The sequence below is a fragment of the Arthrobacter sp. LFS091 genome (genome assembly GCF_047977885.1).
Lineage (GTDB): Bacteria > Actinomycetota > Actinomycetes > Actinomycetales > Micrococcaceae > Arthrobacter.
Genome location: NZ_JBFPFP010000003.1, coordinates 443,425 through 464,912 on the forward strand (window position 1 = coordinate 443,425; position 21,488 = coordinate 464,912).

The following is a 21,488-nucleotide window of genomic DNA, read 5'->3' on the forward strand; positions in this document are numbered from 1 at the left end:
AATGTCTGACCAATTGCGAATCGGTCTGCATGGCGAAAGCTCCCCTGGTGAGAAAGGGAGCTTAGGCCGTTGTTTTGGTTGCTCGGATCAGGCGATTTGGCGCTTGTAGGCTGCGGTGGCAAATACGTAGGCGAGGACCAGGATTCCCAAGCACCAGGCCAAGGCGACCCAGATGTCGCTGCCTACCGGGCGCTGCGCGAACAGATCCTGGATGGTGTTCACAATCGAGGTGACCGGCTGGTTCTCCGCGAACCAGCGAACCGGTCCCGGCATGGTCTCCGTGGGGACGAAGGCCGAGCTGATGAAGGGCAGGAAGATCAGCGGGTAGGAGAAGCCGCCGGCGCCATCCACCGACTTGGCAGACAGGCCTGCGATGATGGCGATCCAGGTGAGCGCCAGGGTGAACAATGCCAGGATTCCTGTCACGGCGAGCCACTCCAGCACGCTGGCTGAGGTGCGGAACCCCATGAGGAGCGCCACCAGCACGATGATCACCAGCGAGAGTCCGTTGGCAACGAGCGAGGTCAGGACGTGCGCCCACAACACCGACGAGCGTGCGATCGGCATGGACTGGAATCGCTCGAAGATTCCGCTCTGCATGTCGGTGAACAAGCGCACCGCGGTGTAGGCGATGCCTGAAGCGATGGCGATGAGCATGATTCCGGGGAGCAGGTAGTTGACGTAGTTCCCCGTATCGGTCCTGATGGCGCCGCCGAAGACGTAGACGAACAGCAGCATCAGGGCGACGGGTGTGATCGCGGTGGTGATGATGGTGTCCACGCTGCGGAAAATGTGCCGCATGGACCGCCCCAGCAGGACAGAGGTGTCTGCGAAGAAGTGGGTGTTCATGACCTGTCCTTTACTGAATCGTTGCTGCCTGTGCCCACGAGAGCCAGGAAGATGTCCTCCAGGCTGGGCTGCTTCTCGACGTATTCGATCTTGGCCGGTGGAAGGAGCTGCTTGAGTTCGGCGAGCGTTCCGTTCGCAATGATGCGGCCCTCATGAAGAATGGCAATGCGGTCTGCGAGTTGTTCGGCCTCGTCGAGGTACTGCGTGGTGAGCAGAACGGTGGTTCCCTGGTTGGCGAGCTTCTTGACGATATGCCAGACCTCCAGCCGGGCTTCGGGATCGAGGCCCGTGGTTGGCTCGTCGAGGAAGATCACTTTGGGGTCGCCGATCAAGCTCATGGCGATGTCCAGCCGGCGGCGCATGCCGCCGGAGTAGGCCGCCACTTTCCGGTTTCCGGCGTCGCTGAGGTTGAACTGGGCCAGCAACCCGTCCGCGATCCGGCCCGGATTCTTCAGGTGGCGGAGCTTCGCCACCAGGACCAGGTTCTCCTTGCCCGTGAGGATCTCGTCCACCGCGGCGAACTGTCCGGTGAGGCTGATGGACTCCCGCACCCGCTGCGGCTCTGACGCGACGTCAAAACCTTCGACGGCGGCCGTTCCGCCATCCGCTGTGAGCAGCGTGGACAGGATCTTCACCATTGTGGTCTTGCCCGCGCCATTGGAGCCGAGAAGGGCGAAGATGCTGCCTGACGCTACCTCGAAGTCCACCCCGCGGAGAACATGGAGATCCTTGTAGGACTTCTCGATGCCTTGGACGCTGATGGTCGTCATGATTCCGCTTCCTTTGCTTTATCGATGGCCTTGATGAGGCGCTCGCGTTCCTTGTCAATCCAGCGCTTTCCGCCGTATGCCTGGGCGAAGGACTCGGCGAACTCCACCGGATCTTCGCCGACGATCTCGCTGACAGGTGTGCCGTCGACGGCGGCGCGCTCCCACAGGTCTGCGAAGTCCGTGAACATCTGGACCATGGTGTCTCCCTCGGTCACGCCGCCGTAGTACATCAGGTACCGGTTGAAGGCGGTTGCCACGGTGAGGTATGGCTCGGGCAAGGCATCCAGCCGTGCCTTGGCTTGCTTGTACTGCTTCTTCTGTTCGAGCGATCCGGTGACGAGCTCGATCCATTTTGCTGCCATGTCAGTTCCCTTCCTTGCGGAGCTGTTCAAGCCGTTCGGACAAGAAGCTCCATGTGTTCCAGAATTCGTTCAGTTCGGTTTTGCCTTGAGCGTTGAGCGTGTACACCTTCCGGGGTGGCCCCTTTTCGGACGGCCGCTTCTCGACGTCCACCAGCCCCTTTTGTTCGATCCTGACCAGCAGCGCGTACACGGTGCCCTCAGCGATCTCGGTGAAGCCCTGCTCCCGGAGCAACGTGGTGATTTCATACCCGTACGCTGCCTTTCCGGTCAGGAGGGCCAAGACGATGCCCTCCAATGTGCCTTTGAGCATCTCCGTCATTTGCTTGCCCATCGGACACCTCCCTCGCTACTCAGTATTACTAGCTACCACTACATAGTAGAACTAAGTACCGGTACTTAGCAACACTAAGTTCCGAGCAAATGGCATGCTGGGGTAGTGACTACGGAACCTGCTGCCGCGCCCGCTTTGATGACCGCCGCCGTCGAGGGTGGATTGTTTTCCCTGCGGCGCGCCCGCAAGGGCGATCTGCCCCAGATTCTCGCATTGCTCGCCGATGACCGGCTGGGCGCCGCCCGCGAAAGTGCCGACGATCCGGCGCCGTACGAGCGTGCCTTTGACGCGATCGACGCCGACCCTTCCCACCTTCTGGTAGTGGGCGAACTCCAAGGCGACGTCGTGGCCACTTTCCAGCTCAGCTTCCTCCCAGGGCTTTCGCGGAAGGGGTCGTGGCGGGCGCAGATCGAAGCGGTCCGGGTGTCTGATGTCCTGCGTGGCCAGGGTGTTGGTGCGTTGATGATCGAGTGGGCCATTGACCAGGCGCGGGAGCGTGGATGCTCGCTGGTCCAGCTCACCACGGACAAATCACGGGTCGATGCGCACCGTTTCTACGAGCGCCTGGGCTTCGTTGCGAGCCACGAAGGCATGAAGCTCGCGCTCTAGCCACTTGACTATTAGGTACCCTAACTATTAGGCTACCTAAATATGACGAGCACTTCGGATAACGCCCTTACCAACCTCGCGAAGGAATACCGCGAGGCCCTCCGTTTGGGCGTCTACATGTTCCGCCGCCTGGACCCGGAAGGCGAACTCACTGCCGCGCAGCTGAGCCTGCTCTCCATGATCCAGGACGCCGGCCTCAGGGTGGGCGACATCGCCAAGAACCTGGGGATCAAAGTCCCGAGCGCCACGGAGCAGATCATCAAGCTCGAGCGGGCAGGCCTGGTCACCCGCCAGCCCGACCCCGACGATTCCCGGGCCGTCCAAGTGGCCGTCACCCACGCCGGGAAAGCCGCCGTCGAGTCTGCCGACAAGCGGCGCAACGCCATGGTGGCCGAACTGCTACACGGCCTCAGCAGCCAAGAGATTGATCAGCTCGCGGCCGCCCTGCCCGTGATCGCCAAGCTCAACAGCTCATTCCAGAACTAACCAGAATCAACGCACCGACAAGGAGCCATTGAATGTCACGCCAGTTGGCTGACGCTTCAGCAAGCGCCGAAACAACCATCGAAAACACCCTCGAGGCTGAGAAAGCATCCCTCCTCAAACAGCCGAAGGCTGTATGGGCCACCGCGCTCGCGGCAGTTTTCGCGTTCATGGGCATCGGGCTCGTGGACCCGATCCTCCCGGCAATAGCCAAGAACCTCGAGGCGTCCACCAGCGAAGTCTCGTTGCTGTTCACCAGCTACTTCCTGGTGACCGCCGTGGCGATGCTGATCAGTGGTTTCGTGTCCTCCCGCATCGGCGGCAAGAAGACGCTGCTGATCGGTTTGGCGATCATCGTGGTGTTCGCGTCGCTCTCCGGTTTGTCCGGCAGTGTTGAACAGCTGGTGGGCTTCCGCGCCGGCTGGGGACTCGGCAACGCGTTGTTCGTGGCAACTGCCTTGGCTGTGATCGTGGGAGTGGCCAGCGGTGGAACCGGCACAGCCATTATCCTGTACGAAGCAGCCCTCGGCTTGGGCATCTCGCTTGGCCCGCTGCTCGGAGCACTCCTTGGCGGCTGGCAGTGGCGCGCGCCGTTCTTCGGCACGGCAGTCCTCATGGCTGCAGCCTTTATTGCCCTGCTGGCATTGCTGCCTAAAACACCAGCCCCGGCAAAGAAGTCCCGGCTCCGCGACCCGCTCCTGGCGCTTGGGCACAAAGGCCTCCGCACCACTGCGGCCAGCGCACTGTTCTACAACTACGGCTTCTTCACCATCCTGGCCTTCACGCCCTTCATCCTGGGCATGGACGCCTACGGGATCGGGGGAGTTTTCTTCGGGTGGGGCGTCGCTGTGGCCGTTTTCTCCGTGTTCGTTGCTCCGGTGTTGCAGAAGCGCTTCGGTGCCGTCAAGGTCCTGACCGGCACGCTGGCCGCCCTGATGCTCGACCTGATCGGGCTGGGACTGGCCGCGGGGCACTCGGTGACTGCCGTCGTCGTGCTTGTCATCGTGGCCGGTGCCCTGCTGGGCATCAACAACACGGTCTACACCGAGCTGGCCATGGGCGTCTCGGATTCGCCGCGTCCTGTCGCGTCAGCCGGCTACAACTTTGTTCGCTGGATGGGTGGAGCGCTGGCTCCGTTCGCGGCGGCCCAGCTGGGCGAGCACTTCGGCCCGCAGGTGCCGTTCTTCGCTGGGGCGGTGGCCATGGTGATCGCGATCCTCGTAGCCTTCGGAGGCCGCCGTTACCTCAGTTCGCACGAGCCGCACCTGGTGTAACGCTTCCCACCAAGACAACGAGCCCCTCGGTAATCCGCGGGGCTCGTTGTGCGTCTACTTGACTTCGTCCGAGGTGACCGGCAGCGGCGCTACCGGCGCCCCCTTGGGAACGAACAGTGTCTCGGCCTGCTCAAGGGACATGCCGTTCGTCTCGGGAACCTTGAACATCACAAAGAAGAACGACGCCGCCGCGAACGCTGCGTACATGGCGTACGTCAGGGGCAGCGAACCTGCCGCCATGATGGGGAAGCTGAGCGTGATGGCAAAGTTCGCGATCCATTGCGCGGCCGCGGCCAGGCCCAGGGCGCGGGCACGGATACGGGACGGGAAGATCTCGCCCAGCAGGACCCACACCAGCGGACCCCAGGAAGCCCCAAAGCTGACGACGAAGACGTTCGCAGCGACCAAGGCCACGGGTCCCCAAGCGCCGGGCAGCGAGATCTCGGAACCCGTTCCAGTCGCCGAGGAGAACGCCAACGCCATGACAGCCAAGGAGACGGCCATGCCGATCGAACCGGTCAGCAGGATGGGTCGGCGGCCGATGCGGTCCACCAGCGCGATCGCTACCAGTGTCACCAGGATGTTGGTGACTGAGGTAGCGACGGAGATGGTCAGGGAGTCCTTTTCCTGGAACCCGACTGCCTTCCAGAGCGTCGTTGAGTAGTAGAAGATCACGTTGATGCCCACGAACTGCTGCAGGACCGACAGGATGATGCCGATCCACACCACGGGGAGCAGGCCGAACCGGTTGCCGCGGAGGGAGCCCTTCTTGGTGGAAAGCTTTTCCTGCTGGATGGACTCGCGGATCTCACGGATGTGCCGTTCGATGTCGTCGCCCGGGATGAGCCGCTGGAAGATGCCGCGGGCCTGGTCTTCCTTGCCGTTAAGCACCAGGAAGTGCGGGGACTCGGGCAGGCGGAACGCGATCAAACCGTACACGGCAGCCGGGATGGCGCAGGCGATGAACATCCAGCGCCACGCTTCGATGCCCAGCCACAGCATTCCACCGGCACCGCCGGCTGTGTTGGCAAGGACAGCGTCGGACAGGAGAGCCGCGAAGATACCTGTGGTGATGGCCAGCTGCTGAAGTGAAGCGAGGCGCCCGCGCACGTGCCGCGGGGAGATCTCGGAAATGTATGCGGGAGCAATGACGGAGGCCAGTCCGATGCCCAACCCGCCAACCAGCCGCCAGAAGACGAGGTCCCACACGCTGAACGCCAGGCCGGTTCCCACAGCACTCACCAGGAAGAGGAGCGCACCGATTTTCATGGCGGGGATGCGGCCGTAGCGGTCGGCTACTTTGCCGGCCAGGTATGCACCCGCGGCACAGCCCAACAAGGCCACCGCGACTGCGAAGCCCGTTACTGCCTCGCTCATGACGAACTCGTCCGCCATTGCGTCCACGGCGCCGTTAACAACGGACGAATCGAAGCCGAAGAGGAAGCCGCCCACCGCGCCGGCAACGGCCAGGCCGATCACCTTCCGCGAAACTGGGGGTGCGCCTTCGGTGCTGGAACTGGACATGGGACTCCCTTGGGGAATGGTGGTGTGGGATCGCGGTGCGGGACGTCGTCGGCTGTTCCGACGGGGACGCCGGTGCACTCGCGCTACACAGTGTGGCACGGCCCGTCACGCAAGTTCCAGTCAAGGCCTGCCAGATGACCTGTGTTCACTTTCTTAACCCAATAGGGGCTGGCTGTGAGCTGGGTGTTCCCTGATAGCTCCAAAGGGCTTGTTTTCGGGGCTGGAAACTCCTTGTTGGGTCAACTAATTGAACACAAAGCGCGACGGCGGCCCTTGGGTCTGGTGCCAAACCCAAGGCCCGCCGCCGTGGAGAGCTGAATCCGGTGCTAGTGCGCCGGAACGGAATCCTTGGCCGCGGCCTTGGGATCCGTGAGCTTCTTGTTGGGCAATGCGAAGCTGATCAGGAACGCGATGATCATGAGCCCGGCCGCAGTCAGCATGACCACATCGATGGCTTGGGCAAATCCTTCGGTGATGGGCCGGGTGAGCGTGCTGTTGGCCGAATGCAACCAGCTGGTGTCGTTCAGCGAGTCGTTATTGGCGCCGTTCTTGAAGAAATCAAAAAGCTTGGCATTCGCAGGGTCTGAGGCCACGGCTGGATCCCGCATGACGGCTTGGTAGTCAGGGCTGGCCGCGGCCGTCTTCATGCCATCGGCGATCTTGTCAGCTGCCGTGCTGAACAGCATGGAGATGAACACTGCCGTGCCCACTGCGCCACCCATGGAGCGGAAGAACGCAGCCGTGGAAGTACCCACGCCCATATCCTTCGGCGGAACCGAGACCTGCATGGCAAGCGTGAGCGGCTGCATGCAGAAGCCCAAGCCGACACCGAAGAACACCGCAATCAATCCGGGAACCCACAGGCCTGTGTCGACTCCCAGTACGAAGCCCATGACGGTAGCCGCGGCTGCCAGGATCGCGGTTCCCAGGATGGGGAAGATCCGGTAAACGCCGGATGAGGAGATGGTCCGCCCTGCCGAAATGGAACCGAAGAGGATGCCGACGGTGAAAGTGATCATCATCAGGCCTGCCTCAGTGGGGGTGAGGCCCTTCACCAGCTGCAAGTACATGGGCAGCATGGCAATCGCACCGAACATGCCGATACCAATGATGAAGTTCAACAGCGAGGACAAGCCGAAGGTGGTGTTGCTGAAGAGGCGCAACGGGATCAGCGCGTAGTCGCCGGCACGCTTCTCAACCAGCAGGAATGCCACGATGCCGATGACGCCGAGGCCGTAGCAGAGCCACGACCCGCCCGAAGACCATCCCCACGTGCGCCCTTGTTCAGCAACCAGCAGCAACGGAACGATGGCCAAAGTGATGGCCGCCGCGCCCCAATAGTCGATCTTCTGCTTCACATGACGGGCAGGCAGGTGCAGGTACAGGAAGACCACCACAAGCGCAGCAAGGCCGATAGGCAGGTTGATGAAGAACACCCAGCGCCAGCCATCGAAGCCGAGGATGTTGGCTGAGCCGGCGAAAGCGCCACCAATTACTGGGCCAAGAACAGAGGAAATACCGAAGACGGACATGAAATAGCCCTGGTACTTTGCCCTGTCCTTCAGCGCAACGATGTCGCCGATGATGGTCAGCGCCAATGCCAGCAAGCCGCCGGCGCCAAGCCCCTGGATGCCACGGGCAATGGCGAGCTCAGTCATGGAGTGGACCGAGCCCGCGTACAGGGAGCCAGCCAGGAACACCAGGATGGCAGTGAGGTACAGCGGCCGACGGCCAAAGATGTCGCTGAGCTTGCCATAGAGCGGCGTGCTGACGGTCGACGTGATGAGGTAAGCAGTGGTGGCCCATGCCTGGAGGGACAAACCATCCAGGTCGTTGGCGATGGTGTAGATGGACGTGGACACGATGGTTTGGTCCAACGACGACAGGAACATGCCGAGCATGAGTCCCACCATGACGGTGAGCGTCTGACGATGCGTCAGCACCTCACCGGCGGCCCGCACGGGCGTGGATTTGGACATATCTTCTCCAGAGATGGCAGAAAAGGGATTAAGCAGGATAGTTGCTTTCAGTAACTATCCTAATGCCTGTTTGATTCCCGGAGTGAGAATATTTCCTGGGCAGGGTCCGTTGTTGACGGATCCTGCGGCATCAGCGCTCCACCAGGATGCCGTCCGGGTCGCAGTAAATCATCACCCCGGGTCGAACACGAACGCCATCGATGACAAGCTCGACATCTGCCTCGCCTGCACCGGTTTTGCTGCTCTTTCTAGGGTTGCTGCCGAGGGCCTTGACACCCAGGGGCAAACCGGAGATGGCCACGCGGTCCCGGACGGCGCCGTTGATGACCACGCCGGCCCATCCGTTGGCTACGGCGCTCTCAGCGATCATGTCGCCCATGAGTGCCGTTCGCAGGGATCCCTGGCCATCGATCACCAGGACGGCTCCCTCTCCTGGTGACCCGAGCACAGTCTTGACCAAGGCATTGTCCTCGAGGCACCGAATGGTCCGCACGGGCCCACTGAAGTTCGAGCGTCCGCCGAGGTCCAGGAACTGCAGGGATATGGACTCAAGTTCTTCGCCGCGTTCGTCGTAGAGGTCGGCGGTATTGGGGTGCTCGTTCACCATGTTGCTCCTTCGTCGGTTCATGCCACAGTAACCTCCCGCGTTCCCTCCCACCGCGCACTTTTCGGGCATATGTGGATAAAGGTCAGGATGGCGGTCCGGTGTCGTCCCGCCACGCTAGGCTGAATCCAAAGATTGATACGAGGGGGAATCGTCCATGAGCCTGTCCGACCTTCCGGGCCCGGTGCCGGACCCAACCGCCATCCACGGCGGCACCGCCACGGCACTCGCCGAGCCGGTTGATCGGGTCAGGCCGCTTTGGGTCACTGGCGTGGTGCTGGTCAACTTGGGCATCAACGCCGCGTTTTTTGGTCCCCTCCAGGTGCTTCTGGGTCAGCAGGCCGCGCACTTTGACGAGGGCCAGAAGGAAGCGATCCTTGCGCTGGTGACGGGGTGCGGTGCGGCCGTTTCGATGGTGGCCAACCCCTTGTTCGGCGCCTTCAGCGACCGGACTACCTCCCGCTTTGGGCGCCGTGTCCCATGGGTCCTCATGGGTGCCATTCTCGGCGCAGTCGCCCTTGTGGCCTTGGCAGGTGCTCCGAACGTTGCCGTGATGGCGTCCCTGTGGTGCTTGGTGCAGGCCGGCGCCAACGCCATGTACGCCGCAATAACGGCCGCTGTCCCGGACCGCGTTCCTGTGCCCCAGCGTGGAACGGTGGGCGGCCTGGCTGCCATGGGACAAACGGTAGGCATCCTCGTTGGTGCCGTGATCGCGGCCGTCGTGGCCGGAAACTTTGCCGCCGGTTACTGGGTGTGCGCAGCGGCGCTGTTGGCCGGCGTCGTGCTTTACCTGTTCAAGAGCGACGACCAACCACTGCCGCAGCAGGAGCGGCCGCCGTTCAGCCTGTGGCGGTTCGTCGGGGGCTTCTGGGTTTCGCCCAAACGCTATCCGGATTTCGCCTGGGCTTGGCTGACCCGGCTCCTGGTCAGCACCGGTAACCACATGGTCACGCTGTATCTGCTCTTTTTCCTCAGCGATGTCGTCCGGCTTAAGGAAACGGAGGGTATTGAGCCGGAATTTGGCGTGCTTGTCTTGACCGGCCTTTACGCGGTGACCGTCATCATCACCAGCGTTCTGGGCGGGCGCATAAGTGACCGGATGGGAAAGCGGAAGCCCTTGGTCATAGCGTCGTCGGTCATCATTGCCGCGGCATCTCTGATTCTTGCTTTTGCTCCGACGTGGATCGGCGGACTTGCCGGCGCGGCCGTGCTCGGAATCGGTTTTGGGGCCTACCTTGCGGTGGACTTCGCGCTCATTACCCAGGTACTGCCCACTGCTTTGGACCGCGGCCGGGACCTTGGCGTCATCAACATCGCGAATTCCCTTCCTCAAGTGCTCGCCCCGGCGATTGCCTTCCTGTTTGTTGACTCCTTGGGCGGCTACGTTTCGTTGTACATAGCCGCCGCAGTCATCGGGCTTCTGGGCGCCGTGTTCGTGGTGAAGATCAAGAGCGTTGACTAGGCCTGGAAGACAGCCGTTGCGCGGCGGCTCTCGGTGCGGGGTCCCACGAAGCGAAAACTAGAAGAGGTCCGTGAACCCGCCCCAGCCCCAACCAACCACTCCGGAGCCGTTCCAGCCGCCCTTGCCGTTTCCGTAGTAGGCCTTCAGCTGGCCTGATCCGTCGACGGCGAAGACGTCGAAGTTTCCGTCACCGTTGATGTCTCCGGCACTGCCAATTTTGCTCAAGCCGTTCCAACCCTGACCCACAACACTCATGCCGTTCCAGCCGCCGGCGCCGTTGCCGCGGTATAGCTTCAAGGATCCTGCGGAGTCGCGTGCCAGGACGTCGACGTTGGTGTCGCCGTCGAAATCGCCGGGAGTGATGATGGTATTCAGGGCGTTCCAGCCCTGCCCGGCTACGGAACGCGGCAACCACCCTCCATGCCCGTCGCCGGGGTAGAGATAGAGGACGCCGTTGGCATCGCGTGCGAGGACGTCGTTGGTGCCGTCGCTGTTGAAGTCCCCGGGGGAGACCAGCGCCGTGAAGATGTTCCAGCCGGTGCCCACTTTGCGCGGGCCCGTCCAGCCCCCGGCGCCGTCGCCGCTGTACAAGTAGAGGCCCCCGGCGGAGTCCCGGCCGAGCACGTCGTTGTTGCCGTCGCCGTCGAAATCACCCGGGGACAGGACCGTGGGGAAGATGTTCCAGCCGACGCCTACCGTACGTGCGGGCTCCCAGGTGTTGTTGATGCGCGGGTACATCATCAGTGCGCCATCCGAGCGGCGGGCCAGCAGCTCGAAGGCGCTCCGGCTGGTGAAGCCGCTGGGCCGGTGGGACGCGGAGATGGGGGCGGTCTCTTCGCTGGCCACCTCCATGTTTTCGCAGGGGTAGTTTGCGACCAGGTGGGCGGCTATGGTCTTGCCGCGGTCCTCTTCGCCAAGGACGTAGTTGGGCCATGTGGGGTGGTCTGTGGCTACCTCGCCGTCGCGGGTCCAGTAGATGCGTGTGTCGGGACCGGCTCCGGCGCCACAGCCCTTATAGGCGTACGGGTCCCATGAAACTGTGAGTGTCGATCCGACGTAAGGGGCTCCGGTGATAACCGGCGGCTCCGGATCCATGGTTGCCATGGCGGGAGCCGGCGCAAACGTTGCCATGGCAACGACGGCCGCCGCGATCCCAGCCAGTGCCCGGCGCACGCCGAACGCAGGGCGTGATGAAGCACTCATTGTGTCCTCCCCAGACTTTTATGTGGTTAATGGTACCGCGGCTGGGATGTTGCTAGAAGATCGCTGTAAACCACCCGAAGCCTGCGCCGACGGCCTCCGAACCCTTCCAGCCGCTGCGTCCATCGCTGTAGTAGGCAACCAGCCGCCCCTGCTGGTCCACGGCATAAACATCGGGGAAGCCGTCGCCGTTGAAGTCCCCCGCAGCTCCGATCGACTTCAACGCATTCCAGCCGACGCCGATCATCCAGGATCGGGTCCATCCTCCGGAGCCGTTTCCTCCATAGAAGTACAGGTACCCGTTGCGGTCCCGCGCCAGGACGTCCACGGTGCCGTCACCGTTGAAATCTCCCGGGGTCACCAGTGCATCCATCACGTTCCAGCCGGTCCCGACGGCGGTACGCGCCAACCAGCCGCCGGCACCGTTGCCGGGGTAGAGGTAGAGGGCTCCGCCGGGCTCGCGGGCGAGGATGTCGTTGTTCCCGTCGCCGTTGAAGTCGCCCGGGCTGACGATGGAATCGAAGACGTTCCACCCGTTGCCGATGCTTCGGGCGGGCTTCCAGCCACCGGCGCCGTCCCCGCTGAACAGGTAAAGCCCTCCAGCTGTGTCGCGGACGATCACATCGCTTTTGCCGTCCCCGTCGAAGTCGCCGGGGGAGAGGGCCAGGTTAAAGATGTTGAACCCCCAACCCACCGTTTTAGCGGGGTCCCATGCGCCGCCTTTCCGCCCGTACAGCAGCAGTGAGCCATCGTTTGCCCGGGTCAAAAGCTCGAAGCTCCGGCCAGTAAAGCCGGCTGCCCGGTTGACGTCCCCCACTGGCCTTGTCTCCGTACTGTGCAGGGACTCGCCACCGCACGCGGTTTTGCTGGCAGTGACATGCACCGCCATGCGCGCCCCGGTGTCGTCGGGCCCCAGGTCGTAGCTTCGCGCCGTTTCGCCTGCCACCAGGAAACCGTCCCGAGTCCAATAAACAGTGAAGTCCGGCCCCTTGCCGCCTCCGCACCCGTAAAACGTGTACGGGCCAATATCTGCGGTCAGCTTCTGCCCGACGAACGCTGCACCGTTGAGGATGGGATCGGGACCGCTGGGAGCTGCCGACGCCGGTATTGCGCCAAGTGCCATGGCCGCCACAGTGGCGGCCAGCAGAGCTGCTGCCACCCGACGTCGAAATCCCTGCATGTGTTTCCTCCCGTGTACCAGACCTGTTGAGAAGTGTATGTGGGGGCGGCCACAATACGGGGGATCGGCGTGCATGCCGCGGCCTCGGGCCAACTCTCAGGAAACGGTCATTTAGCTCCCGTATCATTGATGCGATCGGCCAGCCGTGGGTCTCAACCCAGCCGGCCGTTTCCTTGTCAGCCTGCCAAGAGATCGCCGGAAATGCCCGTATCAAATTCACTGGAACCGTACTCCCTTGACCTGACCACGGGGTTGCCCCGTATGGCTGCCGCGCCCACCACACCGCGGCAGCAGCTCCGCTATGCCCGGATCCTCAGGACAGCAGCCGGCTTTGCCCAGCGGCAGTTCGATACCTTGAGCCTTTCTGACGTCGCTGCGCGCGCGGACGTGCCACTGGGCACGCTGTACCGGTACTTTCCCTCGACGGCCCACCTCATGCTTGCTGTGTACCGGCAACAGCTGCGTGAGCTCCGGGAGGGCGTCCGGCGTCGGGAAGGCAAGGGGCACGCGCTCGCTGGTTTGATGATGGAGATTTTCCACTTGAGGGTCATGCAGCCCGGCGTGGAGCACTGCCTGATCCGTCCCGCAGGCAAGGATGAGGATACGGCGCAGCTGCTGCGTGAAATCGACGCCCTGTCCGAGGAAGTCGTTGGTTCGCTCAGCAAGGACACCGGTAAGGACACTGTGCGTGCCCGAATTCTGCTGCACCTGGTGAGTGGCCTCGTCCAGGCTGTCCGGTGCCGCCGGTTGTCCCTTTTTGAGGCAGAAAAGGACCTGAAGAAGGCCTGCACGCTGTTGACCGGCGATTAGCAAAGTCACCCGGTGGTCTAGACCGATCCCCTCCGAGAAGCCGCTTTATGGCATGACGTGGCTCACACTTTCGCCTGGTTGAACGTTTTACTCCTGAATCGTCTCTCTTGGTATTGAATCTTGTACCCTTCGCCGTTCCCTAGGCTGGAAGCACCGAAGCGGCTAGCAGCCCCCTTACCTGCAGAAGCAACGCCGGGCCAGCCACCCTTGGCCCGCACAGCAGTTCTGTTCCTGCCCTGACATCGTGCCGTGGGACCACGGCTAGCCTGAGGAGACAACGACGTGTCCATCGAGACAATTGCTACTGACAACGACGCCCTGGTACTGAGCGAAGAAGAGATCTTTGCAGCCCATGAGGGCGGCAAGCTGACCATCTCCAGCACCGTACCCCTGGACAACAAGCGCGATCTTTCCATCGCCTACACCCCCGGAGTTGCGCAGGTCAGCCGCGCAATCCATGCCAACCCGGAGCTCGCCCGCACGCACACCTGGGCAGAGCGCCTTGTTGTGGTTGTCAGCGATGGCACCGCAGTCCTCGGCCTCGGCAACATTGGGCCCAGCGCTTCCCTGCCCGTCATGGAGGGCAAGTCTGCCCTGTTCAAGTCCTTTGGCGATCTCGACTCCATTCCGTTGGTATTGAACACCACCAACGTCGATGAGATCATCGAGACCCTGGTCCGCCTCCGTCCGAGCTTCGGCGCAGTCAACCTCGAGGACATCTCGGCTCCCCGCTGCTTCGAGCTGGAAGAGCGCCTCATCGAAGCACTGGATTGCCCCGTCATGCACGATGACCAGCACGGCACCGCCGTCGTCGTCCTCGCAGCGTTGACCAACGCCGCCAAGGTGACCCAGCGCGAACTCGCCGGCCTCAAGGTGGTTGTTTCCGGCGCCGGTGCCGCAGGCATCGCCATCGCCGAAATCCTGCTGGCGGTTGGCATCAAGGACGTCATCCTGCTCGACTCCAAGGGTGTGGTGAACGCTGAGCGTGCCGACCTCGTGGCTGATCCCGGCAGTGTCAAAGCCCGGATGGCCGCACGCACCAACCCCCGTGGGGTCACGGGCGGCCCGGGCGAAGGCCTCACCGGCGCCGACGTTTTCGTCGGCGTCTCCTCCTCCAAGCTGGACGAAGAGCACCTGAAGCTCATGAACGATCAGTCGATCGTGTTCGCGCTGTCCAACCCGGATCCGGAAGTTCTCCCCGAGGTCGCCCAGCAGTATGCAGCCGTTGTTGCCACCGGCCGCAGCGACTTCCCCAACCAGATCAACAACGTCCTGGCCTTCCCCGGCATCTTCCGCGGCGCATTGGATGCCGGCGCCCGCAGGATCACTCCGGCCATGAAGATCGCCGCAGCCAACGCCATCGCTGAACTGGCCGCTGAGGACCTTTCCGCCGACTACATCGTGCCGAGCCCGCTGGATGCACGCGTGGCACCCGCCGTCACCGCGGCAGTTGCTGCCGCCGTAGCTGAGTAGCGTTCACCAACACAAGACCGACGACGGCGACGCCTCCCGTGCTGGGGAGCGTCGCCGTCGTTCTTTAAGTGGCAGGCTGGGCTGCCGGCCGCACCTAGACTGGGGCCATGAACGCCGAACTCATCGTGACCATCCTGTGCGGCCTGGCCATAGCAGTGGGCGTCGTTGGAACCATCATCCCCGTATTGCCGGGCAGCATCCTGATCGGTGCAAGCCTTTTGGCGTGGGCCATCTGGGGCGGCGCTGGTGGCATGGGATGGGTGATCTTTGCTGTGGGCATGCTGTTTGTGGTGTCCGGAATGGCGGCCAGTGCCGTGCTGACCGGCCGCAAAATGAAGCAGCACGGGATCCCCAACAGATCGGTGCTGATTGGCGTGCTGCTGGGTGTGGTGGGCATGTTCGTTATCCCCGTGGTGGGGCTCTTTGTGGGGTTCGCCCTGGGGCTTCTCCTCAGCGAGGTCCAACGCACGCGGAACTTCAAGACCGCGCTGCGGTCCAGTGGCGCCGCGCTGAAAGCCACCGGCATAGGGATGCTGGTGGAATTCGGACTCGCCTGCGCGGCGGCGACCACATGGATCATCGGGGTCTGGGCCGAGGCGGTCTACGGAGGCCCTTAGGACGGGCGTCTTAAACAGCCAATTCGACGGCTCGCTGCGCATTCGACGGCTCAAACCGTCTATATGGCAGCAAGCCGTCGAATCGGGAAAGCAAAGCCCTACTTCAGCACGATCGTCCTGTTCCCATTGAGGATGATCCGGCCCTCGCAGTGCCAGCGAACGGCGTTGCTGAGTGCCTTGCATTCGGTGTCCCGACCGGCGGCCACCAGGTCCTCGGGTCCAAACGTGTGGTCCACTTCCACCACCTGCTGGGCGATGATGGGCCCTTCGTCCAGCTCCCCGTTCACGTAGTGGGCCGTGGCACCGACGGTTTTCACACCGCGGGCGTAGGCCTGGTGGTATGGCTTGGCACCTTTGAAGCTGGGCAGGAACGAGTGGTGGATGTTGATGGCCCGGCCGTCGAGCTTGCGTGCCAGGTCATCGCTGAGCACCTGCATGTAACGGGCCAGGACAATGAGCTCCACGTCCAGCTCATCGATGATCTCCAACAGGCGACCCTCGGCCTCGGGCTTGGTGGCAGCCGTGACCGGAACGTGGAAGAACGGAATCCCGTGCCACTCCGCCAGGCCCTGGTGATCGGTGTGGTTGGACACCACGCCCACCACGTCGATGGGCAGCTCCCCGATCCTTGCCCGGAACAGCAGGTCGTTCAGGCAGTGCCCGAACTTGGAAACCATGATCAGCACGCGGCGTTTGTAACCCTGGCGTTCCAGCTGCCAGTTCATGGCGTACTTGTCGCCCACCGGCGCAAAAGCTTCCCGCAGGGCATCCACAGTGGAGGCATCGCCGTCGGACGCGAAGTGCACGCGCATGAAGAAGTGACCCTCGGCGCGATCGCCGAACTGTTTGTTGTCGATGATGTCGCAACCGTGTTCCAGCAGGAAGCCGGACACGGCGTGCACGATTCCCGGACCCTCGGGGCAGTCCAGGGTGAGGACGTGTTCCACGGTGGTCTCCGGGCCGGAAGGAACGGCGGTTTCAGCTTGAATGGCAGTCATGGCTAGCACTCCACTACGTTGACGGCGAGGCCCCCACGGGAGGTCTCTTTGTACTTGGATTTCATATCTGCGCCCGTTTCGCGCATGGTCTTGATGGCTTTGTCCAGCGATACCTTGTGGCTGCCATCGCCATGCAGTGCAAGGCGGGCTGCGTTGATCGCCTTGACGCTGGCAATGGCGTTGCGCTCGATGCAGGGGATCTGCACCAGCCCGCCCACGGGATCGCAGGTGAGCCCAAGGTTGTGCTCAATGCCCACCTCGGCCGCATTTTCCACTTGCTCCGGTGTTCCGCCCAGGACTTCGCAGAGCCCGGCAGCGGCCATGGAGCAGGCCGAACCTACCTCGCCCTGGCAGCCAACCTCGGCGCCGGAGATGGAGGCGTTGATCTTGAACAGGATTCCGACTGCGGCCGCCGCCAGCAGGAACCGAACGACACCGTCGTCGTTGGCTCCCGGAACAAACTTGGTGTAATAGTGCAGCACGGCCGGGACAATTCCGGCGGCACCGTTGGTGGGTGCAGTGACAATCCTGCCGCCCGCGGCGTTTTCCTCGTTCACGGCCAGGGCGAACAGGTTCACCCATTCCATGGCCAGGAGGGGGTCGGCTGAATTCGCGCCGTTCAGGTCGGCGTCGGTTTCGGAAAGCTTCTTGAACAACGACGGCGCCCGTCGCCTGACCTTCAGGCCTCCCGGCAGGATTCCCTCGGCAGAGCAGCCGTTGTCCACGCACTCCTGCATGACGGCCCAAATGCCCAGCAGCCGCTCACGAAGTTCGTCCTCGGAGCGCCACACCAGTTCGTTGGCCAACATGACGTCCGAAATGGACATGCCTTCGCGCTCGCAGATCTCCAGGAGTTGGTCCGCCGTGGTGAACGGGTAAGGGAGCACCGTATTGTCAGCCACCACTTTGTCGGCTCCGGAGACGTCGCCGTCCACCACGAAGCCGCCCCCGATGGAGTAGTAGCTGCGCTCCCGCAGGACCGTCCCGGTGTGGTCCAGGGCCCGGAACGTCATGCCGTTGGGATGGGCCGGCAGGGACTTACGGCGGTGCAGGACCACGTCCTCGTCCCAATTGAAGTCAACGCGGTGGTTCCCGCCCAGACGCAGCTCGGCGTCCAAGGCAGCGGCGGCCACCTGGTCATCCGCAGTGTGGGTATCCACAGTTTCGGGAGAGTGGCCCTGCAGTCCCAGCACCACGGCTTTGTCAGAGCCGTGGCCCCGGCCGGTGGCGCCCAGGGAGCCGAAAAGCTCAGCCTGGACGCGCACCGTGGCCGGAAGCTGGCCGGACGATTCAAGACCATCCGTGAACTGCTTTGCCGCACGCATCGGGCCCACCGTGTGTGAGGACGACGGTCCGATGCCAACAGAAAACAGGTCAAGCACACTCAGTGCCATCAGGGAACCTCAGGGGAGGCGTATTCCCTCATGGCGTCCAGGAGCCAACGGCCCAGGAAGTCGGCAAACGAGGCCCGGGGAAAGATCCGGTAGGAGTCCTCCGAAGTCTTCCACAGCATCACTGGGATGTGCGCCAGTTCCGTGGAAACAGCCGTGCCCGGCTTGAAAACGCGGGGGTGCAGGTCCAGTGAGCAGGTCTTCTCCAGGACTGCCCGGGCGTGGCTGCCGGAGAGCTCGAACGTGGTGCGGTTGGCGGACAGGTCCACCACCTGGCCGGCGTCGTTGCCCAAGGCAGTGGTCAGATCGCTGACCAGGGAGCCGCCCAGGGAATCGTGGGCTTCTTCGGGGGCCACCACCAGGAACTCGGTGGGGCCGAGCCACAGGGTGTTCACGGAATCCTTGCCCGTCACCTCGCCGCAAGCGGCAGGTAAGCCGCCGATGACGGACGCAACCCGTGCACCGGCGTCGGACTTTCGGTCAACCCGGATGCCCACCATGGCCTGGTACGGGATCTCGGTGAGCGTCACTGTGCCCGGAACTGAGCCGGACGTGAACGCCTCAGCCAGGTGCTGGGCCGGGCTGCGGCGTGCACGGCTCACGGTTTCTGCGGGGGTTGCTGTTTCAGCCATCTTTGCGGGTCCCTTCAGCATCGAAAAGTACGGTTTCGCCAACAACCACGTCCACCAATTGGTCTCCCAGCGAGGCCACCAGGGTCTCACCGATGCGGTTGCGGCCGTTTTGAATGAGAGCCAGGGCGAAGGAACGGCCCAGCGCGGCGCTGTGGTAGCTGGAGGTCACGAAGCCCTCCATGGGGACGGGTCCGTTGGCCGGGTTGACCGGGATGCCCTTTTCCACCAACTGCGTGCCTTCCGGCAAACGGAGCGAGTGGTCCACGGGGAGGACGCTCACCAGGTGCTTGCGGTCCTCGCGGCTTGCGTCCTGCCGAAGGTAGGAGCGCTTGCCGATGAAGTCCTTGGCTTTGGAAACGATCCAGTCCATGCCGGCGTCCTGCGGGGTGACCGTGCCGTCGGTGTCCTGCCCCACGATCGGGTAGCCCTTTTCGGCGCGGAGCACGTGCATGGTTTCCGTGCCGTACGGGGTGATGTTGAACTCGGCACCTGCGGCAGCAACTGCTTCCCAGGTGTTGAGTCCGTACCAGGACGGGATGTTGATTTCGTAGGCGAGTTCGCCGGAGAAGGAGATGCGGCAAACGCGTGCCTGCACTCCGGACGCCAGCGTGGTTTCGCGGAACGTCATGAACGGGAAGTTCTCGGCCTCCAGGCCACCGTTTTCGGCGAGCTGGGGTGCAACCTTGGCGATCACGGCGCGGGACTTCGGGCCCACGACGGCGATGGTGGTCCACTGCTCGGTGACAGAGGTGCACACCACGTCCAGCTCCGGCCACTCCGTTTGGTGCCACTCTTCCAGCCAGTCCAGCACTTTCGCGGCGCCGCCTGTCGTGGTGGTCATGAAGTAGCGGTCCTCGTCCAGGCGAAGGGTCACGCCGTCGTCGAAGATCATGCCGTCCAGGGTGCACATGACACCGTAGCGGGCGGATCCCGGGGCGAGCTTCTTGAATGCGTTGGTGTACACGCGGTTCAGGAATTCACCGGCGTCCTTTCCGCGGATTTCGATCTTGCCCAGCGTGGTGGCGTCCATGAAACCCACGGAATCGCGGACGGCTGCGCATTCACGCAGGACCGCGGTGTCCATGTCCTCGCTGCCTTGCGGGTAGTACCAAGGGCGCTTCCACTGTCCAACATCTTCAAACAATGCGCCCTGGGCAACGTGCCACGGGTGGATGGAGGTGACGCGGGCGGGGTCGAACAGCTCGCCGCGCTGGCGGCCTGCCAACGCTGCGAAGGCCACGGGTGTGAACGGTGCACGGTATGCGGTGGTGCCGATCTCGCCCACGCCGGGAATGCTCTCGGCGCCGCCGAACTTCAGCGCAGCGGCGATGACGCCGATCGCGTTGACGCCGGACGTCTTGCCCTGGTCGTTCGCGGTGCTGATGGAGGTGTACCGCTTGACGTGTTCTACGGACCGCATGCCGGCACCGGTGGAACGAAGGACGTCGGCCACCGACTGGTCGCGCTGGAAGTCCACGAAGTGGTGGTGCCATTCGCCCGGTTCACCGGTCTGTCCGGGAACCAGCCAGAGTTGGCGGCTCGGTGCGCTGGCCACGGGTTCCTGCAGTTCCACGGGGGTGGTTGCCGACTCGAAGCCGGCGGCAATGGACGCTGCTGCTCCCGCGGAAATGCCCTCAGCAAGGCAGTCCTCGAGTTCAAAGCTGCCACGGCCCGCACCCACCACCTGCTGGTCGCGGACCGGCTTGGTGGGAATGAAAGCTGCGAGCTTGTCGTCCCAACGCAGCTTGCCTTGGCGCTGGCTGTGGAGGTGGACCACCGGGCTCCAACCACCGGAGACTGCGAGCAGATCGGCAGCCAGCTGTTCGACGCCCGAGGTGAGTTCGCCGTCGTCGTTGATGCTGCGGACGGTGACGCCATTCAGGCGGCCGTTCTCATCCGCCGAGGTGTCCGCCACGGCGCTGCCGATCAGGACCCGGATACCGGACTCGACGGCGGCAGCGGCCTTCGCGCTGATCTGCGGACGAGCATCCACGACGGCGGCAATCGCCACGCCTGCTGCCTTCAGGTCCGCGGCAAGCGCGTAGGCGGAGTCGTTGGTGGTGCTGATGACCACCCGCGAACCGGCGGCGACGGCGTACCGGTTGAGGTACGTGCGTGCAGCGGAGGCAAGCATGATGCCCGGACGATCGTTGTTCTCGAAAACCAGGGGACGTTCGTGGGCACCGGGGGCCAGGACAACCTGCTTAGCACGGATGTGCCAAATACGCTGGCGGCTGACTCCCGGGGCTGCCGGAACGCTCAGGTGGTCCGTGCGGTTCTGGGCCGCGATGAAGTAGTTGGAATCGTAGGAGCCGAAAGCGGTGGTGCGGTTCAATACTGTGCATTCCGCGGCCGAGACCAGCTCCGTTTCAACGTCCGCAACCCATTCCAGGGCCGGCTTGCCCTCAACGGTGTCGGCCAGGCCTTCAGCGGTGGAACCCGAAAGCAAGGCGCCGCCGAGCTCGGGCTGGTCGTCGATGAGGATGACGCGGGCGCCGGTGCGGACGGCCTCGCGGGCAGCTGCCAGGCCGGCAATGCCGCCGCCAACTATCAGGACGTCCGTGTGGACGTACTTCTTGTCGTACTCGGCCTTGTCCTCGTTGGGATCAAGCTTGCCCAGGCCGGACAGGAGCTCAATGTTCATGCCGTCCACCAAAGACACTGCCGTGGCGGGAAGCATGGACTCGGCAACGTGGCCCGGGAAGCGCGGGGCGATCTTGACCAAGGCGTTGGACTCTTCCACGCCGGCGGCCATGATGCCGCGCGGGCGGTCCTCGTAAAGGGAGTTGCCGGCGTTGATGTGGCCGTTGGCCAGCAGCGCCGATGCGATGGTGTCACCCGGGTGGCCAGTGAATTCCTGGCCGTCCACGGTGAAGCGCCAGGAGATGCTGCGATCGATGCGTCCGCCGGTGGCGAGGCGTGCGTTCTTGCTGGTCACTT

The 21,488-nt window shown here is 63.4% G+C and carries 20 protein-coding genes; 7 read left to right on the forward strand and 13 right to left on the reverse strand.

Translation table 11 applies throughout. The annotated features are described in order from the left end of the window. Positions 1-87: 87 nt before the first annotated feature. From ACNQOP_RS07795 to ACNQOP_RS07810, 4 genes are read right to left on the reverse strand one after another with little or no spacing between them, the layout of a single operon-like run. Positions 88-849, reverse strand: a complete 762-nt coding sequence (locus ACNQOP_RS07795; protein ID WP_284986695.1) for an ABC transporter permease — start codon at positions 847-849, stop codon at positions 88-90. Continuing rightward, complete coding sequence (locus tag ACNQOP_RS07800) at positions 846-1,619, reverse strand: ABC transporter ATP-binding protein (protein WP_416403965.1); 774 nt, start codon at positions 1,617-1,619, stop codon at positions 846-848. Before ACNQOP_RS07800 ends, ACNQOP_RS07795 begins: the two co-directional genes overlap by 4 nt. Then, positions 1,616-1,981, reverse strand: a complete 366-nt coding sequence (locus ACNQOP_RS07805; RefSeq protein ID WP_416403967.1) for a DUF1048 domain-containing protein — start codon at positions 1,979-1,981, stop codon at positions 1,616-1,618. Before ACNQOP_RS07805 ends, ACNQOP_RS07800 begins: the two co-directional genes overlap by 4 nt. A gap of 1 nt (position 1,982) precedes the next feature. Then, positions 1,983-2,312 carry a PadR family transcriptional regulator gene (locus tag ACNQOP_RS07810; protein WP_309992658.1) on the reverse strand — a complete coding sequence of 110 codons (330 nt, stop codon included), beginning with the start codon at positions 2,310-2,312 and terminating at the stop codon, positions 1,983-1,985. Positions 2,313-2,450: 138 nt separating this feature from the next. Here ACNQOP_RS07810 and ACNQOP_RS07815 point away from each other — a divergent pair, with 138 nt between their 5' ends. Genes ACNQOP_RS07815 through ACNQOP_RS07825 form a run of 3 tightly spaced genes read left to right on the forward strand, consistent with a single transcriptional unit; the run spans position 2,451 to position 4,678 of the window. Then, positions 2,451-2,921: a GNAT family N-acetyltransferase gene (locus tag ACNQOP_RS07815; protein ID WP_416404086.1), complete on the forward strand. Its 471-nt coding sequence runs from the start codon at positions 2,451-2,453 to the stop codon at positions 2,919-2,921. Positions 2,922-2,963: 42 nt separating this feature from the next. Beyond that, entirely contained in the window at positions 2,964-3,407 is a 444-nt protein-coding gene (locus ACNQOP_RS07820) for a MarR family winged helix-turn-helix transcriptional regulator (protein ID WP_416403969.1), read from the forward strand. Positions 3,408-3,439: 32 nt separating this feature from the next. Continuing rightward, on the forward strand, positions 3,440-4,678 hold the full coding sequence (locus ACNQOP_RS07825; protein ID WP_416403970.1) for an MFS transporter: 1,239 nt from the start codon (positions 3,440-3,442) through the stop codon (positions 4,676-4,678). A gap of 54 nt (positions 4,679-4,732) precedes the next feature. Here ACNQOP_RS07825 and ACNQOP_RS07830 read toward each other — a convergent pair whose 3' ends face one another. The 3 genes from ACNQOP_RS07830 to rraA form a co-directional block, all read right to left on the reverse strand. Then, the gene (locus tag ACNQOP_RS07830) at positions 4,733-6,202 is read right to left on the reverse strand and encodes a sugar porter family MFS transporter (protein WP_416403971.1); all 1,470 of its coding nucleotides are present in this window, start codon (positions 6,200-6,202) and stop codon (positions 4,733-4,735) included. Positions 6,203-6,528: 326 nt separating this feature from the next. Continuing rightward, entirely contained in the window at positions 6,529-8,181 is a 1,653-nt protein-coding gene (locus ACNQOP_RS07835) for an MDR family MFS transporter (RefSeq protein WP_235521055.1), read from the reverse strand. 130 nt (positions 8,182-8,311) lie between these two features. Then, on the reverse strand, positions 8,312-8,788 hold the full coding sequence (gene rraA, locus ACNQOP_RS07840) for a ribonuclease E activity regulator RraA (RefSeq protein ID WP_284986691.1): 477 nt from the start codon (positions 8,786-8,788) through the stop codon (positions 8,312-8,314). Positions 8,789-8,942: 154 nt separating this feature from the next. Here rraA and ACNQOP_RS07845 point away from each other — a divergent pair, with 154 nt between their 5' ends. Next, complete coding sequence (locus tag ACNQOP_RS07845; protein ID WP_416403973.1) at positions 8,943-10,247, forward strand: MFS transporter; 1,305 nt, start codon at positions 8,943-8,945, stop codon at positions 10,245-10,247. A 57-nt stretch (positions 10,248-10,304) separates the two neighbouring features. On the opposite strand, the gene ACNQOP_RS07850 is transcribed toward ACNQOP_RS07845, so the two are convergent. Further along, positions 10,305-11,450 (reverse strand): FG-GAP-like repeat-containing protein, encoded by a 1,146-nt coding sequence (locus tag ACNQOP_RS07850; protein ID WP_416403975.1) that lies wholly within the window; start codon positions 11,448-11,450, stop codon positions 10,305-10,307. Between the two features lie 52 nt (positions 11,451-11,502). Continuing rightward, positions 11,503-12,627, reverse strand: a complete 1,125-nt coding sequence (locus ACNQOP_RS07855) for a VCBS repeat-containing protein (RefSeq protein WP_349469219.1) — start codon at positions 12,625-12,627, stop codon at positions 11,503-11,505. A gap of 201 nt (positions 12,628-12,828) precedes the next feature. Here ACNQOP_RS07855 and ACNQOP_RS07860 point away from each other — a divergent pair, with 201 nt between their 5' ends. The 3 genes from ACNQOP_RS07860 to ACNQOP_RS07870 all read left to right on the forward strand — a co-directional run bounded on the left by ACNQOP_RS07860 (position 12,829) and on the right by ACNQOP_RS07870 (position 15,527). Continuing rightward, on the forward strand, positions 12,829-13,437 hold the full coding sequence (locus tag ACNQOP_RS07860; protein ID WP_257370788.1) for a TetR/AcrR family transcriptional regulator: 609 nt from the start codon (positions 12,829-12,831) through the stop codon (positions 13,435-13,437). Between the two features lie 282 nt (positions 13,438-13,719). Beyond that, positions 13,720-14,910 carry an NAD(P)-dependent malic enzyme gene (locus tag ACNQOP_RS07865; RefSeq protein ID WP_235521044.1) on the forward strand — a complete coding sequence of 397 codons (1,191 nt, stop codon included), beginning with the start codon at positions 13,720-13,722 and terminating at the stop codon, positions 14,908-14,910. A 107-nt stretch (positions 14,911-15,017) separates the two neighbouring features. Then, positions 15,018-15,527, forward strand: a complete 510-nt coding sequence (locus tag ACNQOP_RS07870) for a DUF456 domain-containing protein (RefSeq protein WP_257370790.1) — start codon at positions 15,018-15,020, stop codon at positions 15,525-15,527. A 98-nt stretch (positions 15,528-15,625) separates the two neighbouring features. Here ACNQOP_RS07870 and purU read toward each other — a convergent pair whose 3' ends face one another. The 4 genes from purU to ACNQOP_RS07890 are packed head-to-tail and all read right to left on the reverse strand — an operon-like array spanning position 15,626 to position 21,486. Continuing rightward, a complete protein-coding gene (gene purU, locus ACNQOP_RS07875) occupies positions 15,626-16,525 on the reverse strand; it encodes a formyltetrahydrofolate deformylase (RefSeq protein ID WP_416403978.1) in 900 nt (299 codons plus the stop codon). Between the two features lie 2 nt (positions 16,526-16,527). After that, positions 16,528-17,919, reverse strand: a complete 1,392-nt coding sequence (locus tag ACNQOP_RS07880) for an L-serine ammonia-lyase (protein ID WP_416403980.1) — start codon at positions 17,917-17,919, stop codon at positions 16,528-16,530. After that, positions 17,919-18,548: a sarcosine oxidase subunit gamma gene (locus ACNQOP_RS07885; RefSeq protein ID WP_416403982.1), complete on the reverse strand. Its 630-nt coding sequence runs from the start codon at positions 18,546-18,548 to the stop codon at positions 17,919-17,921. The genes ACNQOP_RS07880 and ACNQOP_RS07885 overlap by 1 nt, the downstream gene beginning before the upstream one ends. Next, a complete protein-coding gene (locus tag ACNQOP_RS07890; RefSeq protein ID WP_416403984.1) occupies positions 18,541-21,486 on the reverse strand; it encodes a 2Fe-2S iron-sulfur cluster-binding protein in 2,946 nt (981 codons plus the stop codon). The genes ACNQOP_RS07885 and ACNQOP_RS07890 overlap by 8 nt, the downstream gene beginning before the upstream one ends. Positions 21,487-21,488: the final 2 nt, after the last annotated feature.